Here is a 15,679-nt window from a genome sequence, read left to right as displayed (position 1 = left end):
TCGGGGCGCTCGCCGGTGTGCACTTCAGCCGCGTCACCGGTGCGCTCGGCAGCCGCCCTCCCCCGCACGACCCGTAGCCGCCCCCTTTCCGACCCACCGGAGCCCGTGGCCATGACCGTCTGCCTGCTCCTGCTGAGCGTTGTCGCCGTGACGGCCGCCGTACCCGTTCCCCGTGCGCTGACCCGGGCCGCCTGGCCCGAGCGGGAACCGGTGGTCGGGCTGTGGGTGTGGCAGTGCCTGGTCGCCACCGTCCTGCTGTGCTGCGTGACGGCACTCGCCCTGGGCGCCGCCGCCGTCTTCGGCACGGTCCGCGCCCAGCTCTTCGCCCCGGCTCCGCCCGCGGTGACGGCGGCGTACGACCTGTCCACCGCCCCGCTGTGGGCCGCCGCCCTCACCCTGCTGCTGGCCTGCGGTGCCGCCTGGACGACCGCGATGCTCGCGCGTGAGCTCGTCGAGGCGCGCCGGCGCCGCGCCCAGGCCCGCGCCCACCTCCGCGAACGCGCCCCCGACCTGCCGGCCGGACTGCCCGCCGCCCGCGGACCACTGCTGGTCCTGGAGGACGAGTACCCCGACGCCTGGTGGATGCCCGGCAGCCCGCCCCAGCTGATCGTCACCACGGGCGCCCTGCACCGCCTCACGGACCACCAGCTCGACGCCGTCCTCACCCACGAGCGCGGCCACGCCCGTGCCCGCCACGACTGGCTGCTGCACCTGTCCACCGCCCTGGCCACGGGCTTTCCCCGCATCCCGCTGTTCGCCCACTTCTGCGACCAGACGCACCGCCTGGTCGAACTGGCCGCCGACGACACCGCCTCCCGCCGCTGCGGCCACCTGACCACGGCCCTGGCGCTGATCGAGCTCAACCAGCACCGCGGCGTCCTGTCCTGCGCCTCCAGCCACCGCCTGCTGGGCGAGCGGGTCGACCGGCTCCTGGAACCGCCGCCCCGCCTGGGCCGTCGGCACCGGGCCCTGACGACGACCACGGCCGCGCTGGTACCGCTGCTGCCCCTGCTGATCGCGTTCGCGCCGGGTCTGACCGCCCTGTCGTAGCCGTACCGGAGCGGCGGCCGGTGGCGGATCTCCTGACCCGCACGCGGAAAGTCCAGCTCAACAGCCCACCTGGTCGCGCCCGAGATGGCGCAACATTCCCGCAACACCACTTTTCCTATCGGATAGGTATGGTCCGAGCCATGCCCAGCGACCGCATCCGAGACCACGCCGGCCAGGGAGCCGCGACGACCGTCGCCGCCCACCGCGCGCGGCGCCGGCTGCGCGCCGACCGGGCCCGGCAACTGGCGGACCTGCTCCGCCGGCAGCTGCTCACGGGCGCCTTCCCCGACGGCGCCCTCCCCCACGAGTCGGCCCTCGCCGGCGACTACGGCACCAGCCGCAACACGGTCCGCGAGGCGCTCGACCTGCTGCGGGCCGAGGGCCTCGTGGCGCGCCAGCCAGGCGTCGGCACCGTGGTCGTGGCCCAGAAGTACCCCCACGGCCTCGACCGTCTGATGGGTCTCGCGGAAACCCTCCGCGAACACGGCCGGGTCACCAACGAGGTCCGCACCATGGGCCCCGCCCCGGCACCCGCGCCCGTCGCCGGACGCCTCCAGCTCGCGCCCGGCACCGACGTCCTCTGCATCGAACGCCTGCGCCGCCTGAACTGCCTCCCGCTGTCCCTCGACCTCACCTACATCCCCCTCGACATCGGCACCGAACTGCTCGGCGCCGACCTGGAGAACACCGACGTCTTCCGCCTCCTGGAAGCCGTCACCGGCCGGCGCCTCGGCCACGCCGAGATCACCCTGGAAGCGGTCAGCGCGGACGCCCACTCGGCCGCTGTGCTCGAGGCCCCGCGTGGCGCCGCCGTCCTCATGCTGGAACGCCTCACCCACCTCGCGGACGGCCGCCCGGTCGACCTGGAGTTCATCCGCTTCCGCGGCGACCGCATCACCATGAGCGGCCTGTTGCACCGCTCCCAGTAGCCCACCCGCTCGCGCACTCTCCTGGAGACATCCATGCCCTTGGCGCCCCAGCGGGCCGACGTGCCCGTGACCATCGACGAGTCGAAGTGCATCGACGGCTGCACGCTCTGCGTGGACATGTGCCCGCTGGACTCCCTCGCCATCGACGAGCGCAACGGCAAGGCCTACATGCATGTCGACGAGTGCTGGTACTGCGGCCCGTGCGCGGCCCGCTGCCCCACCGGAGCCGTCACGGTCAACATGCCCTATCTGCTCCGGTGAGAGGCCCGAACCGCCATGTCCCGAACCACCCGTTCCAGAATCCTCATGAAACGCACAGCGGTCGCCGTGACCGCGGTCGCTCTCCTGCTCCCGCTCAGCGCCTGCGGCGGTGACGCCGAGGCCGGCAGCGGCTCCACGGTCACCGTCACCGTCGGCTACCAGTCCAGGACGATCAACACCGTCACGGCGGGCACCCTCCTGCGCTCCCTCGGCTCCTTCGAGAAGCAGCTGAACGCCCTGCACGACGGCGTCCGCTACAAGGTCGACTGGCAGGACTACGCCACCGGCGCGCCCATCACCGCCCAGATGACCGCCGGAAAGATCGACATCGGCTCGATGGGCGACTTCCCGCTGCTCATCAACGCGGCCCGCGGCAAGCAGCTGAACAGCCCGACCCGGCTGGTCTCGGTCACCGGCTACAACCTGCGCGGCGGCCTGAACACCATCGTCGCCGCGCCTGATTCGAAGCTGGCCTCGCTGCAGGACCTGAAGGGCAAGAAGGTCTCCACGAGCGTCGGCTCGGCCGCCGACGGCACCCTCGTACGGGCTCTCCAGCGCGCCGGCATCGACCCGGACAGCGGCATCGAGAAGCTCAACCAGCAGCCCTCCGTCGGCGCCTCCGCCCTCACCGCGGGCAGCACGGACGCACTGTCGCAGTTCGTCGCCTGGCCGGGCCTGCTCGCCTACCAGGGCAAGGCGAAGGCGATCTACGACGGCGCCCGGCTGGACCTGCCCACGTTCCACGGCGTCACCGTCCGCGAGGACTTCGCGAAAGACCGCCCCGCCGTGCTGAAGGCGTTCCTGAAGGCCCAGGCGGAGGCGACCGACTACCTGAACGACCACCCGGTGGACGCCGCCGAGAAGGTCGCGAAGGCGACGGGGCTGCCCGCCGAGGTCGTCTACCTCTACAACGGCGCTCACGGCATCGCCACCTTCGACCCGGCGATCAAACCCCGGCTGGTCTCCGCGCTGAAGCAGGACGTCTCGATCCTCAAGTCGGCGAAACTCACCGGCGACGTGGACGTCGACTCCTTCGTCGACGACCAGTACCTGAAGAAGGCCCTCGGACCGAAGGCGTACGCCGAGCGGCTCGCCGCGAAGCCCGCACCGGCCGCGAGCGAGGCCTGGCCCAAGGGCGCCTCGAAGACCGTCACCTTCAACTCCCCCTCCCGTCTGCTGCGTTATGTGGCCGGGCACCGCGACGCCCTGCGCGCCGCCTACGTCCCCGACACCACCACCGGCACCCTCTGGTTCGCCGACAAGGCCGTGTGGGTGGCCGACGGCGACAAACTGCTGCCCTTCGTCGCCCCCGACACCGCGCAGGCGTACGTCGCCGGGCACGGCGGGGCGCGGGTCGTCCCGTACGCCGACGCTCTGGAGCGGGCGTCGTGAGGCGGTATGCGCTCCGCGTGGTCTCGCTGGCCGCCGCCCTCGGCCTGTGGCAGGCGCTGACCAGCCTGAACATCGACCTGTGGCTGCGCTTCTCGCAGTTCCCGACGGTCACCGACGTGGCCCGGGCCTTCGCCGCCCGGCTGTCCGGGCCGGACTACTGGACGGATCTGACCGACAGCCTCACCCGGATCCTCACCGGCTTCCTGCTGGCCACCGTCCTGGGCGTGACCACGGGCGTGCTCGTGGCCCGCTCGCGTCTCGCCGAGGACCTGCTCGGCCCCCTGCTCGAAGTGGTCCGGCCGATCCCGGCCATCGCGCTCGTCCCCGTCGCGATCCTGCTCTTCCCCTCCAACGAACAGGGCATCGTCTTCATCACGTTCACCGCCGCGTTCTTCCCGGTCCTGGTCTCCACCCGGCACGCGGTGCGCGACCTGACCCCCACGTGGGAGGAGGCGGTGCGCACCATGGGCGGCGGCCGGTGGCGGATCCTCGGCTCCGTCGTCCTGCCGGGCGCCCTGCCCGGGGTGTTCGGCGGCCTGTCCGTCGGCATCGGCGTGTCCTGGATCTGTGTGATCTCCGCCGAGATGATCTCCGGCCAGTACGGCGTGGGCTACCGCACCTGGCAGGACTACACCGTCGTCGACTACCCGGGCGTGTTCGTCGGCATGGTCACCATCGGCGTACTCGGCTGGGTCACCTCCACGGCCGTGGAACTGCTCGGTCGCCGCCTCACCCGCTGGCTGCCCCGCACCGCGTACGTCCCCGGCGCCCGGCCGCCCAGGCCCGCCCGGCCGGTGAAGCCCGCGCCCACCGCCCCCGCCGCCGTACCCGGCGGCCCCGCATCCGAGGAGGTACGCGATGACCACCTCGTCTGAGACCGTCGTGAGCACCTCGTCCGAGGCCGTCGCCGCCGGCGCGCCGGTCCCCGGCACCCGGCTCACGCTGACCGGCGCCTGTCTCGGCCGCCCCGGCGCGCCCGCCCTGGACGGCGTCGACCTGCACGTCGCCCCCGGCGGGATCCTCACGGTTGTCGGTCCCTCCGGCTGCGGCAAGTCGACCCTGCTGCGCACCCTGGCCGGCCTGCTGCCGCCGCTCGCCGGGGAGATCACCCAGGACGGGCACCCGCTGACCGGCCCCTCCGCCGACCGCGCCCTGGTCTTCCAGGAGGACGCCCTGCTCCCCTGGCGCACCCTGCGCGCCAACGTCGAACTCCCCCTCGCCATCCGCGGCGTGCCCCGAGCCGAGCGTCGGGAACAGGCCCAGGCCTGGCTGGAGCGGGTCGGACTCGGCACGCAGGCACGGCAGTTGCCCCACCGGGTCTCCGGCGGCCAGCGCCAGCGCGTCCAGCTGGCCCGCGCCCTGGCCGCACGCCCCCGCGCCGTCCTGATGGACGAGCCGTTCGGCGCCCTCGACGCCCAGACCCGCGCGGGCATGCAGGACCTGCTGGTCGAGGTGCTGCAGGGCACCGGCGCGACCGTCGTCTTCGTCACCCACGACGTGGACGAGGCGCTCTTCCTCGGCGACCGCGTGGCCCTGCTCGGCGCGGGCCGCCTCGTCGCCGTACGGGACGTGCCCCGCCCGCGTGACCGCGGCGCGCTCGACGACCCTGCGCGCCTGGCCCTGCGGCGCGACGTCCTCACCTCGCTCGGTACGTGAAAGGCACCCCGGTGACCACCTCCGTGAACCCCCCTGCGGACACTCCCCTGGCCGTCCCGTCCCTCACCGACGCCGAGGAACTGACCTGCGACGTCCTCGTCATCGGCGGCGGCACCGCCGGCACCATGGCGGCCCTGACCGCCGCCGAGCACGGCGCGAACGTGCTGCTCCTGGAGAAGGCCCACGTCCGCCACTCCGGCGCGCTCGCCATGGGCATGGACGGCGTCAACAACGCCGTCATCCCGGGCCGCGCCGAACCGGACGACTACGTCGCCGAGATCACCCGGGCCAACGACGGCATCGTCGACCAGTCCACCGTCCGCCAGACCGCCACCCGCGGCTTCGCCATGGTGCAGCGGCTGGAGTCGTACGGCGTGAAGTTCGAGAAGGACGAGCACGGCGACTACGCCGTCCGCCAGGTCCACCGCTCCGGCTCCTACGTCCTGCCGATGCCGGAGGGCAAGGACGTCAAGAAGGTCCTGTACCGGCAGCTGCGGCGGCGCGAGATGCGGGAGAGGATCCGCATCGAGAACCGGGTGATGCCGGTGCGCGTGCTCACGGCCGGGGGCCGGGCCGTGGGGGCGGCCGGCTTCAACACCCGTACGGGGCGGTTCGTCCAGGTCCGCGCGGGCGCGGTGATCCTCGCGACGGGCGCCTGCGGCCGCCTCGGCCTGCCCGCCTCCGGCTACCTCTACGGCACCTACGAGAACCCCACCAACGCGGGTGACGGCTACGCCATGGCCTACCACGCGGGCGCCGAGCTCACCGGCATCGAGTGCTTCCAGATCAACCCGCTGATCAAGGACTACAACGGGCCCGCCTGCGCCTATGTCGCCAACCCCTTCGGCGGCTACCAGGTCAACCGGCACGGCGAACGCTTCGTCGACTCCGACTACTGGTCCGGCCAGATGATGGCCGAGTTCGCGGCGGAGGTGGCCTCCGACCGGGGCCCGGTCTACCTGAAGCTGAGCCATCTCCCCGAGGAGTCCGTCTCCGCCCTGGAGACGATCCTCCACTCGACCGAACGCCCGACCCGCGGCACTTTCCACTCCGGCCGCGGACACGACTACCGCACCCACGACGTCGAGATGCACATCTCCGAGATCGGCCTGTGCGGCGGCCACTCCGCCTCCGGCGTCCGCGTGGACGACCACGCCCGCACGACCGTCCCGCGCCTGTACGCGGCCGGCGACCTGGCCTGTGTCCCGCACAACTACATGATCGGCGCGTTCGTCTTCGGCGACCTGGCAGGCGCGGACGCCTCCCAGTACTCGGCGTACGAAGGTGAGTTGCCCGGTGAGCAGCTCCGGGAGGCGCACGAGCTGATCTACCGTCCGCTGCGCAACCCCGACGGCCCGCCGCAGCCTCAGGTCGAGTACAAGCTGCGCCGCTTCGTGAACGACTACGTGGCCCCGCCGAAGTCCGGTGCCCGCCTGTCGCTGGCCCTGGAGGCGTTCGAGCGGATGCGCGCCGACATCGCGGCGATGGGCGCCCGCACCGCGCACGAGCTGATGCGGTGCGCGGAGGTCACCTTCATCCGCGACTGCGCGGAGATGGCCGCGCGGTCCTCCCTGGCCCGCACGGAGTCCCGCTGGGGCCTCTACCACGACCGCCTCGACCATCCCGCTCGCGACGACGCGTCCTGGTTCCACCATCTCGATCTGCACAAGTCCCCCTCTGGTGCGATGGAGTTCACGGCCCGTCCCGTGGCTCCCTATCTCGTTCCGGTCGACGGCTTCACGGCCGTCGGCGGTCTGTCCCGGTCCCTCGGCGAGGTCCACGCCGAGGACGTGGCGACGGCGGGGTCGCGGGACGTGGCGCCAGTTGCGGGCCGGGCGGGGACGGCGGAACCGGAGGCGGCTTCGGCTCCGCATGTCTCGCCCGCCGCGCCGTCCGGCGAGCGGTCCGCCGCCCGCCTCCTCGAACTCGTCGCCCTCGCCGACGAGGAGCCCGAACTCGACGCCCTTCTCCCCTACCTGACCGACCCGGTGCCCGCTGTCCGCCGTGAGGCCGTCGCCGTGCTCACCGAGACGCTGCCGCCGGGGACGGGGACCGCCCTCGCCGCCGCTCTGCGCGACACCGCCGCCGAGGTGCGTGCCGCCGCCGCAGCGTCACTGCGCGAGCTCGTCGAGACGCTCCCGGCCGAGCCCGACCTGCGCGACGGCCTCGCCGCCGCCCTGGCCGAGCCGGACCCGGTCGTCCGCGCCGCGGCGCTGGACGTCCTGCGTGCCCTGCGCCTGGGAGACGCCACCTTGTTCGCGGTCTCCCTGGCCGACTCCGAGATCGCCGTCCGCATCGAGGCCGTACGCGCCCTCGTATCGGTCGACGCCGCCGGCGAACTGGCCCGGGCGGCGGCCGGCGACCCGTCCCGCGAAGTCCGAGTGGCGATCGCCAAGGGCCTCGCCACGGTGGGTGCCGAGCGGCCGGCGCATGACACCACGGCCGCCGCCGATCCCGCCGCCGACGCCATCGAAGCGGCCCTCACCGGCCTCCTCGACGACCCCGACGCCCTGGTCCGCGCGGCGGCCTACGGAGCACTGGGCACCACCGGCTGCCCCGAGCCCCTCACCGCACGCGCGGTGGCCGCCCTGTCCGAGTCGGCCTGGCAGGTCCGGGCCGGAGCCGCCACGGCCCTGTCCGTCGCCGACCCCGAGGTGGCCGTCCCGGCGCTCGCCAAGGCCCTCGCGGACGGCAACGCCGATGTCCGCAAGGCCGCCGTCCTGGCCCTGACCCGGCACGGCACCACCGAGGAGGCCCGGGCGGCCCTCGCCACAGCGACGACGGACTCCGACGCGGATGTCAGGGCGTACGCGGGACGGGCGCTGTGACCGGCCCGGCTCCCCACCCCCTGTGACCTCGGCCGGAGCCCGGCCCTATATCCAGTCGTCGGGCTCCGGCTCCGCGTCCGTCTCCGGCCAGTGGTCCGGCTCCCCCGCGTCCTGACCGGCGGCGGCGTGGGCCGGAGCCCGGCCGGACGCCTGAGCCGAGGCCGAGTCGCCCGCAGGAGCAGAGCCTGCCGGCCCGCCCAGCGACGCGAGCACCTCCAGCACGCCCTCCCCGTACGTCGCGAGCTTCTTCTCCCCCACCCCGCTGATCGCGCCGAGCTCGGCCACCGAGCCCGGCCACACCGTCGCGATCTCCCGCAGCGTGGCGTCGTGGAAGATGACGTACGCCGGAACGCCCTGTTCGCGCGCTTGCTCGGCCCGCCAGGCGCGCAGTGCCTCGAAGGCCGGCAGCAGTTCCTCGGGCAGCTCGGCGGCAGCCGTCTTGCCCTTGCGCTCGCCCCTCCCCGAGCCCGAGGACGACGCGGACCCCGACCGGGAGGTCACCGGCTTCTTCGGCTCCTTGCGCAGCGGCACCTCACGCTCCCGCCGCAGCACCGCCCCGCTCGCCTCGGTCAGCACCAGCGTGCCGTACTCGCCCTCCACCGCGAGCAGCCCCTGGGCCAGCAACTGCCGGATGACGCCCCGCCATTCGCCCTCGGTGAGATCGTCGCCGATGCCGAACACCGACAGCTGGTCGTGGTCGAACTGGATGACCTTGCCGGTCCGCTTGCCCAGCAGGATGTCGACGATCTGCACCGCGCCGAACTTCTGTCCGCGCTCCCGCTGGAGCCGCACCACCGTCGACAGCACCTTCTGCGCCGCGATCGTGCCGTCCCAGGTCTCCGGCGGGGTCAGGCAGGTGTCGCAGTTGCCGCAGCCTGCCGGGTCCGGGTCCTGGCCGAAGTAGGCGAGGAGCTGGCCCCTGCGGCACCGGGCCGTCTCGCACAGCGCCAGCATCGAGTCCAGGTGGGCCTGGGCCCGTCGCCGGAACGCCTCGTCGCCCTCGCCCGACTGGATCAGCTTGCGCTGCTGTATGACGTCGTTCAGCCCGTACGCCATCCAGGCCGTCGACGGCAGTCCGTCACGCCCCGCCCGGCCCGTCTCCTGGTAGTAGCCCTCGACCGACTTGGGCAGGTCGAGGTGGGCGACGAAGCGGACGTCCGGCTTGTCGATGCCCATCCCGAAGGCGATGGTCGCCACCACGACCAGGCCGTCCTCCCGCAGGAAGCGGGACTGGTGGGCCGCGCGCGTGCCCGCGTCCAGGCCCGCGTGGTACGGCACCGCCTCGATGCCGTTGCGGCTGAGGAACTCCGCGGTCTTCTCGACCGAGTTGCGCGACAGGCAGTAGACGATGCCCGCGTCGCCCGCGTGCTCCTCGCGCAGGAAGCTCAGCAGCTGCTTCTTCGGGTCCGCCTTCGGCACGATCCGGTACTGGATGTTGGGCCGGTCGAAGCTCGCCACGAAGTGCCGGGCCGCCGGCATGTTCAGCCGCTCGGTGATCTCCTGGTGCGTCGCACGCGTGGCCGTCGCCGTGAGCGCGATCCGCGGTACGTCCGGCCAGCGCTCGCCGAGCAGAGCCAGCGACAGGTAGTCCGGCCGGAAGTCGTGGCCCCACTGGGAGACACAGTGTGCCTCGTCGATCGCGAAGACGGAGATCTTCCCGCGTGAGAGCAGGCCGAGCGTGTTCTCCAGCCGCAGCCGCTCCGGCGCCAGGTACAGCAGGTCCAGCTCGCCGGCGAGGAACTCGGCCTCCACCATCCGCCGCTCGTCGAAGTCCTGCGTGGAGTTCATGAACCCGGCTCGTACGCCGAGCGCCCGCAGCGCGTCCACCTGGTCCTGCATGAGGGCGATGAGCGGGGAGACGACCACACCCGTACCCGGCCTGACCAGGGACGGGATCTGGTAGCACAACGACTTGCCGCCACCGGTCGGCATGAGCACGACAGCATCACCGCCCGCCACGACGTGGTCGATGACGGCTTCCTGCTCACCGCGGAAGGCCCCGTAGCCGAAGACCCGGTGCAGCGCGGCCAGCGCCTCGCTCGCGTCGGCGCCGAGGGGCCCGGCGGGGCCGCTGCCCGCACCGCTCCCGGTCCCGGTCACCGCGTCCAGTTCCGTCATCACACCCGTCCCGCCCGTAGCGCCCATCGTCCCGTCCCCCGTGTGTCGCGCCTCGACCACTGCGTCCACCATAGGCGCCCGCACCGACAGCCCCCGAGTTATCCACAGGCCGCTCCGAACGCCTGCGTCAAGGACACGATCGTCGTTCACACGTTCGCGGGAGACCTGCCCGTTTCCTGCGAATGGTCTGAATGTGACAGCGGCCCGGCACCCCCTGAGGGGAACCGGGCCGCTGTTCAGCAGCAAGCGGAGCGTCAGCGCACGAACACCCCCGCCTGCCCCGCCAGATCCAGGAAGTACTGCGGGGCCACACCGAGCACCAGCGTGACCGCCACGCCGACCCCGATCGCCGTCATCGTCAACGGCGACGGCACCGCCACCGTCGGGCCCTCCGGCCGCGGCTCGCTGAAGAACATCAGCACGATGACACGGATGTAGAAGAACGCCGCGATCGCCGACGAGATCACACCGATCACGACGAGCGGGGCGGCCCCGCCCTCCGCCGCCGCCTTGAACACGGCGAACTTCCCGGCGAAGCCGGAGGTCAGCGGAATGCCCGCGAAGGCCAGCAGGAACACCGCGAACACGGCCGCCACCAGCGGTGAACGCCGGCCGAGTCCCGCCCACTTGGACAGGTGCGTCGCCTCACCGCCCGCGTCGCGTACGAGCGTGACCACCGCGAAGGCGCCGATCGTCACGAACGAGTACGCGGCCAGGTAGAAGAGGACGGACGAGACACCGTCCGGCGTGGTCGCGATGACACCCGCGAGGATGAACCCGGCGTGCGCGATCGACGAGTACGCCAGCAGCCGCTTGATGTCGGTCTGCGTGATCGCGACGATGGCGCCGCCCAGCATGGTGACGATCGCCACGGCCCACATCACCGGCCGCCAGTCCCAGCGCAGGCCCGGCAGGACGACGTACAGCAACCGCAGCAGCGCACCGAACGCCGCCACCTTCGTCGCCGCCGCCATGAAACCGGTCACCGGCGTCGGCGCGCCCTGGTACACGTCCGGCGTCCACATGTGGAACGGCACCGCGCCCACCTTGAACAGCAGGCCCATCACCACCAGCGCGGCACCGATCAGCAGCAGCGCGTCGTTGCCCATGGTGTCGGCGAGCGCCGGGTTGACGTCCGCGACCGTGCCGTCGACGACCTGCGCGATCGTCGCGTACGACATCGAGCCCGCGTAGCCGTACAGCAGGGCGATGCCGAACAGGGTGAACGCGGAGGCGAACGCGCCGAGCAGGAAGTACTTGACCGCCGCCTCCTGCGACATCAGCCGCTTGCGGCGGGCCAGCGCGCACAGCAGGTACAGCGGGAGCGAGAAGACCTCCAGCGCCACGAAGAGCGTCAGCAGGTCGTTGGCCGCCGGGAAGATCAGCATGCCGGCGACGGCGAACAGCAGCAGCGGGAACACCTCGGTGGTGGTGAACCCGGCCTTGACCGCCGCCTTCTCGCTCTCGCTGCCCGGCACGGACGCGGCCTGCGCGGCGAAGGAGTCGACGCGGTTGCCGTGCACCACCGGGTCGAGCCGCCGCTCGGCGAAGGTGAACAGGCCGACCAGGGCCGCCAGCAGGATCGTGCCCTGGAGGAAGAGGGCGGGGCCGTCGACGGCGATCGCGCCCATCGCCGCGATGCGCGCCTTGGTCGTGCCGTATCCGTCGGCCGCGAGTGCGACGACCGCGGCGAAGGCGGCCGCGAGCGCGACGACGGACACGAACATCTGGACGTAGTAACGGGATTTACGCGGTACGAACGCCTCGATGAGGATCCCGAGGATCGCCGCGCCGACGACGATCAGCGTGGGCGCCAACTGTCCGTATTCGAACTTCGGCGCGTCGATCTTGGCGATCGGTTCGGCCGCGGTTGTCCACAGGCTGTGGACGGCTGTTGCGCTCACTTGGCCGCCTCCACCTCGGGCTGGGGGTCCTTCTTCTGTACGTCGGACATGGTCTGTTTCACCGCAGGGTTGACGATGTCCGTGACGGGCTTCGGGTAGACGCCCAGGAAGATCAGCAGTACGACCAGCGGGGCGACGACCACGAGTTCACGCACCCTGAGGTCCGGCATCGCCGCGACCTCCGGTTTCACCGGGCCCGTCATCGTCCGCTGGTAGAGGACGAGGGTGTACAGCGCGGCGAGCACGATGCCGAAGGTGGCGATGATGCCGATCACCGGGTAGCGCGTGAACGTGCCGACCAGGACCAGGAACTCACTGACGAACGGCGCGAGGCCTGGCAGGGAGAGGGTCGCGAGGCTGCCGATCAGGAAGGTGCCGGCGAGCACCGGGGCGACCTTCTGCACCCCTCCGTAGTCGGCGATGAGCCGCGAGCCGCGCCGGGAGATCAGGAAGCCCGCCACCAGCATCAGCGCGGCCGTCGAGATGCCGTGGTTGATCATGTAGAGCGTCGCGCCGGACTGGCCCTGGCTGGTCATCGCGAAGATGCCCATGATGATGAAGCCGAAGTGGGAGATCGACGCGTAGGCCACCAGCCGCTTGATGTCCCGCTGGCCGACCGCGAGCAGCGCCCCGTAGATGATGCTGATCAGGGCCAGGACGAGGATCGCGGGCGTCGCCCACTTGCTGGCCTCCGGGAAGAGCTGGAGGCAGAAGCGGAGCATCGCGAAGGTGCCGACCTTGTCGACGACCGCCGTGATCAGTACGGCGACCGGAGCCGTGGACTCCTGCATCGCGTTGGGCAGCCAGGTGTGCAGCGGCCACAGCGGCGCCTTCACCGCGAACGCGAAGAAGAAGCCGAGGAACAGCCACCGCTCGGTGTTGGTCGCCATGTCGAGCGTGCCGTTGGCACGGGCCTCGGCGATCTCCTGGAGCGAGAAGTTCCCGGCGACCACGTACAGGCCGATCACCGCGGCCAGCATGATCAGACCGCCGACCAGGTTGTAGAGGAGGAACTTCACCGCCGCGTACGACCGCTGCGTCGCCGCCGCCTTCTCGCCGTGCTCGTGGGCACGGTCCCCGAAGCCGCCGATGAGGAAGTACATCGGGATCAGCATGGCTTCGAAGAAGATGTAGAAGAGGAAGACGTCGGTGGCCTCGAAGGAGAGGATCACCATCGCCTCGACGGCCAGGATCAGGGCGAAGAAGCCCTGCGTCGGCCGCCACCGGGTACTGCCGGTCTCCAGCGGATCGGCGTCGTGCCAGCCCGCCAGGATGATGAACGGGATCAGCAGCGCGGTCAGCGCGATCAGCGCCACCGCGATGCCGTCCACACCCAGTTCGTAACGGACGCCGAAGTCCGCGATCCAGGCGTGGGACTCGGTGAGCTGGTACCGCTCGCCGTCCGGGTCGAAGCGCACCAGGACGGTGATCGCGAGGACGAGCGTGGCGAGCGAGACGAGCAGCGCCAGCCACTTGGCGGCGGTGCGCCGCGCGGCCGGTACGGCTGCCGTGGCGATCGCCCCGACGGCCGGGAGCGCCGCTGTCACTGTCAGCAGAGGAAAGGACATCGGTATCAGACCGCCCTCATCAGCAGGGTCGCGGCGACGATGACCGCCGCGCCGCCGAACATCGAGACCGCGTAGGAGCGGGCGAAGCCGTTCTGCAGCCTGCGCATCCGCCCGGAGAGGCCGCCGACCGAGGCCGCCGTGCCGTTGACGACGCCGTCGACCCGGGTGTGGTCGACGTAGACCAGGGACCGCGTGAGGTGCTCGCCGCCACGGACCAGGACGACGTGGTTGAAGTCGTCCTGGAGCAGGTCGCGCCGGGCGGCCCGGGTGAGGAGCGAGCCGCGCGGGGCGACGGCCGGGACCGGGCGGCGGCCGTACTGCGCCCAGGCCAGGGCGACACCGATGATCATGCACGCGACGGTCGCACCGGTGACCACACCCGCGCTGATCGGCGGGTTGCCGTGACTGTGCCCGGTGATCGGCTCCAGCCAGTGCAGGAAGCGGTCGCCGATGCTGAAGAACGCACCGCCTGCCACCGACCCGACGGCCAGCACGATCATCGGGATCGTCATGACCTTGGGCGACTCGTGCGGGTGCGGCGGGGTGTACTCGCCGCGCGTCTCGGCGGCGGGCTCCACGTCCGGTTCGGCCGGCGACGGCGTCGGGGCGTTGCGCCAGCGCTCCTCACCGAAGAACGTCATCAGCATCACGCGCGTCATGTAGTACGCGGTGATGGCGGCGCCGAGCAGGGCGCAGGCGCCGAGGATCCAGCCCTCGGTGCCGCCCTTGGCGAACGCCGCCTCGATGATCTTGTCCTTGGAGAAGAAGCCGGACAGGCCCGGGAAGCCGATGATCGCCAGGTAGCCGAGGCCGAAGGTGACGAAGGTGACCGGCATGTACTTCCTCAGACCGCCGTACCTCCTCATGTCCACCTCGTCGTTCATGCCGTGCATGACCGAACCGGCGCCGAGGAAGAGCCCGGCCTTGAAGAAGCCGTGCGTCACCAGGTGCATGATCGCGAAGACGTAGCCGATGGGGCCGAGGCCCGCGGCGAGGATCATGTAGCCGATCTGCGACATGGTCGAGCCGGCCAGGGCCTTCTTGATGTCGTCCTTCGCGCAACCGACGATCGCACCGAAGAGGAGCGTGACCGCGCCGACGATCGTGACGACCAGCTGCGCGTCCGGCGCGCCGTTGAAGACGGCTCCGGAGCGGACGATCAGGTAGACGCCCGCCGTCACCATGGTCGCGGCGTGGATGAGGGCCGAGACCGGGGTCGGACCCTCCATCGCGTCCCCGAGCCAGGACTGCAGCGGCACCTGGGCGGACTTGCCGCAGGCGGCGAGCAGCAGCATCAGCGCGATCGCGGTGAGCTTGTCCTCACCGGCGGCACCGGCGAGCCCGGCCTCCGTGTGGCTGCCGAGCACCGGCCCGAAGGCGAAGGTGCCGAACCACAGGAACATCAGCATGATCGCGATGGACAGGCCCATGTCGCCGACGCGGTTGACCAGGAAGGCCTTCTTCGCGGCCGTGGCGGCGCTGGGCTTGTGCTGCCAGAAACCGATCAGCAGGTAGGAGGCGAGACCGACGCCCTCCCAGCCGACGTACAGCAGCAGGTAGTTGTCGGCGAGGACGAGCAGCAGCATCGCCGCGAGGAAGAGGTTCAGGTAGCCGAAGAAGCGGCGGCGCCGCTCGTCGTGCTCCATGTACCCGACGGAGTACAGATGGATCAGCGATCCGACACCCGTGATCAGCAGGACGAACGTCATGGACAGCTGGTCGAGCTGGAAGGCGACGTCCGCCTGGAAGCCCTCCACCGGGATCCAGCTGAACAGGTGCTGGGACATGACGCGGTGTTCGGGGTCCTGGGCCAGCATGTCGCTGAACAGCACCAGGCCGAGCACGAAGGAGGCGGCCGCGAGCAGCGTGCCGATCCAGTGGCCCACGGCGTCCAGCCGGCGTCCGCCGCACAGCAGGACCGCCGCTCCGAGCAGAGGCGCCGCCACCAGCAGCGCAATCAGGTTCTCCACGAT

The 15,679-nt window shown here is 71.6% G+C and carries 11 protein-coding genes; 7 read left to right on the top strand and 4 right to left on the bottom strand.

Features of this window, described 5'->3' with window-relative positions; translation table 11 throughout:
• The first annotated feature begins 111 nt into the window (after positions 1-111).
• From ACH4G3_RS23410 to ACH4G3_RS23380, 7 genes are all read left to right on the top strand, one after another.
• Positions 112-1,050, top strand: a complete 939-nt coding sequence (locus ACH4G3_RS23410; RefSeq protein WP_397626357.1) for a M56 family metallopeptidase — start codon at positions 112-114, stop codon at positions 1,048-1,050.
• Between the two features lie 140 nt (positions 1,051-1,190).
• A complete protein-coding gene (locus tag ACH4G3_RS23405) occupies positions 1,191-1,979 on the top strand; it encodes a GntR family transcriptional regulator (RefSeq protein ID WP_397626356.1) in 789 nt (262 codons plus the stop codon).
• 33 nt (positions 1,980-2,012) lie between these two features.
• Positions 2,013-2,240 carry a 4Fe-4S dicluster domain-containing protein gene (locus tag ACH4G3_RS23400; protein ID WP_003992261.1) on the top strand — a complete coding sequence of 76 codons (228 nt, stop codon included), beginning with the start codon at positions 2,013-2,015 and terminating at the stop codon, positions 2,238-2,240.
• A 45-nt stretch (positions 2,241-2,285) separates the two neighbouring features.
• Complete coding sequence (locus tag ACH4G3_RS23395) at positions 2,286-3,632, top strand: ABC transporter substrate-binding protein (RefSeq protein WP_397626355.1); 1,347 nt, start codon at positions 2,286-2,288, stop codon at positions 3,630-3,632.
• Positions 3,629-4,507, top strand: coding sequence for an ABC transporter permease (locus tag ACH4G3_RS23390; protein ID WP_397626354.1), 879 nt, complete (start codon positions 3,629-3,631; stop codon positions 4,505-4,507). The genes ACH4G3_RS23395 and ACH4G3_RS23390 overlap by 4 nt, the downstream gene beginning before the upstream one ends.
• Positions 4,491-5,288 (top strand): ABC transporter ATP-binding protein, encoded by a 798-nt coding sequence (locus ACH4G3_RS23385; RefSeq protein WP_397626353.1) that lies wholly within the window; start codon positions 4,491-4,493, stop codon positions 5,286-5,288. The genes ACH4G3_RS23390 and ACH4G3_RS23385 overlap by 17 nt, the downstream gene beginning before the upstream one ends.
• 11 nt (positions 5,289-5,299) lie before the next feature.
• The gene (locus ACH4G3_RS23380) at positions 5,300-8,116 is read left to right on the top strand and encodes a fumarate reductase/succinate dehydrogenase flavoprotein subunit (RefSeq protein WP_397626352.1); all 2,817 of its coding nucleotides are present in this window, start codon (positions 5,300-5,302) and stop codon (positions 8,114-8,116) included.
• Between the two features lie 45 nt (positions 8,117-8,161).
• On the opposite strand, the gene recQ is transcribed toward ACH4G3_RS23380, so the two are convergent.
• The 4 genes from recQ to nuoL all read right to left on the bottom strand — a co-directional run bounded on the left by recQ (position 8,162) and on the right by nuoL (position 15,676).
• Positions 8,162-10,261 carry a DNA helicase RecQ gene (gene recQ, locus ACH4G3_RS23375; protein ID WP_397626351.1) on the bottom strand — a complete coding sequence of 700 codons (2,100 nt, stop codon included), beginning with the start codon at positions 10,259-10,261 and terminating at the stop codon, positions 8,162-8,164.
• Between the two features lie 227 nt (positions 10,262-10,488).
• A complete protein-coding gene (gene nuoN / locus ACH4G3_RS23370; protein WP_397626350.1) occupies positions 10,489-12,138 on the bottom strand; it encodes an NADH-quinone oxidoreductase subunit NuoN in 1,650 nt (549 codons plus the stop codon).
• On the bottom strand, positions 12,135-13,706 hold the full coding sequence (locus tag ACH4G3_RS23365; protein WP_397626349.1) for an NADH-quinone oxidoreductase subunit M: 1,572 nt from the start codon (positions 13,704-13,706) through the stop codon (positions 12,135-12,137). The genes nuoN and ACH4G3_RS23365 overlap by 4 nt, the downstream gene beginning before the upstream one ends.
• A gap of 5 nt (positions 13,707-13,711) precedes the next feature.
• Positions 13,712-15,676, bottom strand: a complete 1,965-nt coding sequence (gene nuoL, locus ACH4G3_RS23360) for an NADH-quinone oxidoreductase subunit L (RefSeq protein ID WP_397626348.1) — start codon at positions 15,674-15,676, stop codon at positions 13,712-13,714.
• Positions 15,677-15,679 lie beyond the last annotated feature (3 nt).

The organism is Streptomyces afghaniensis (assembly GCF_044327915.1).
GTDB classification, from domain to species: Bacteria; Actinomycetota; Actinomycetes; order Streptomycetales; family Streptomycetaceae; genus Streptomyces; species Streptomyces afghaniensis.
Note: the sequence above shows the minus strand (reverse complement) of the source record. Positions and strands in the feature narration are given on the sequence as shown.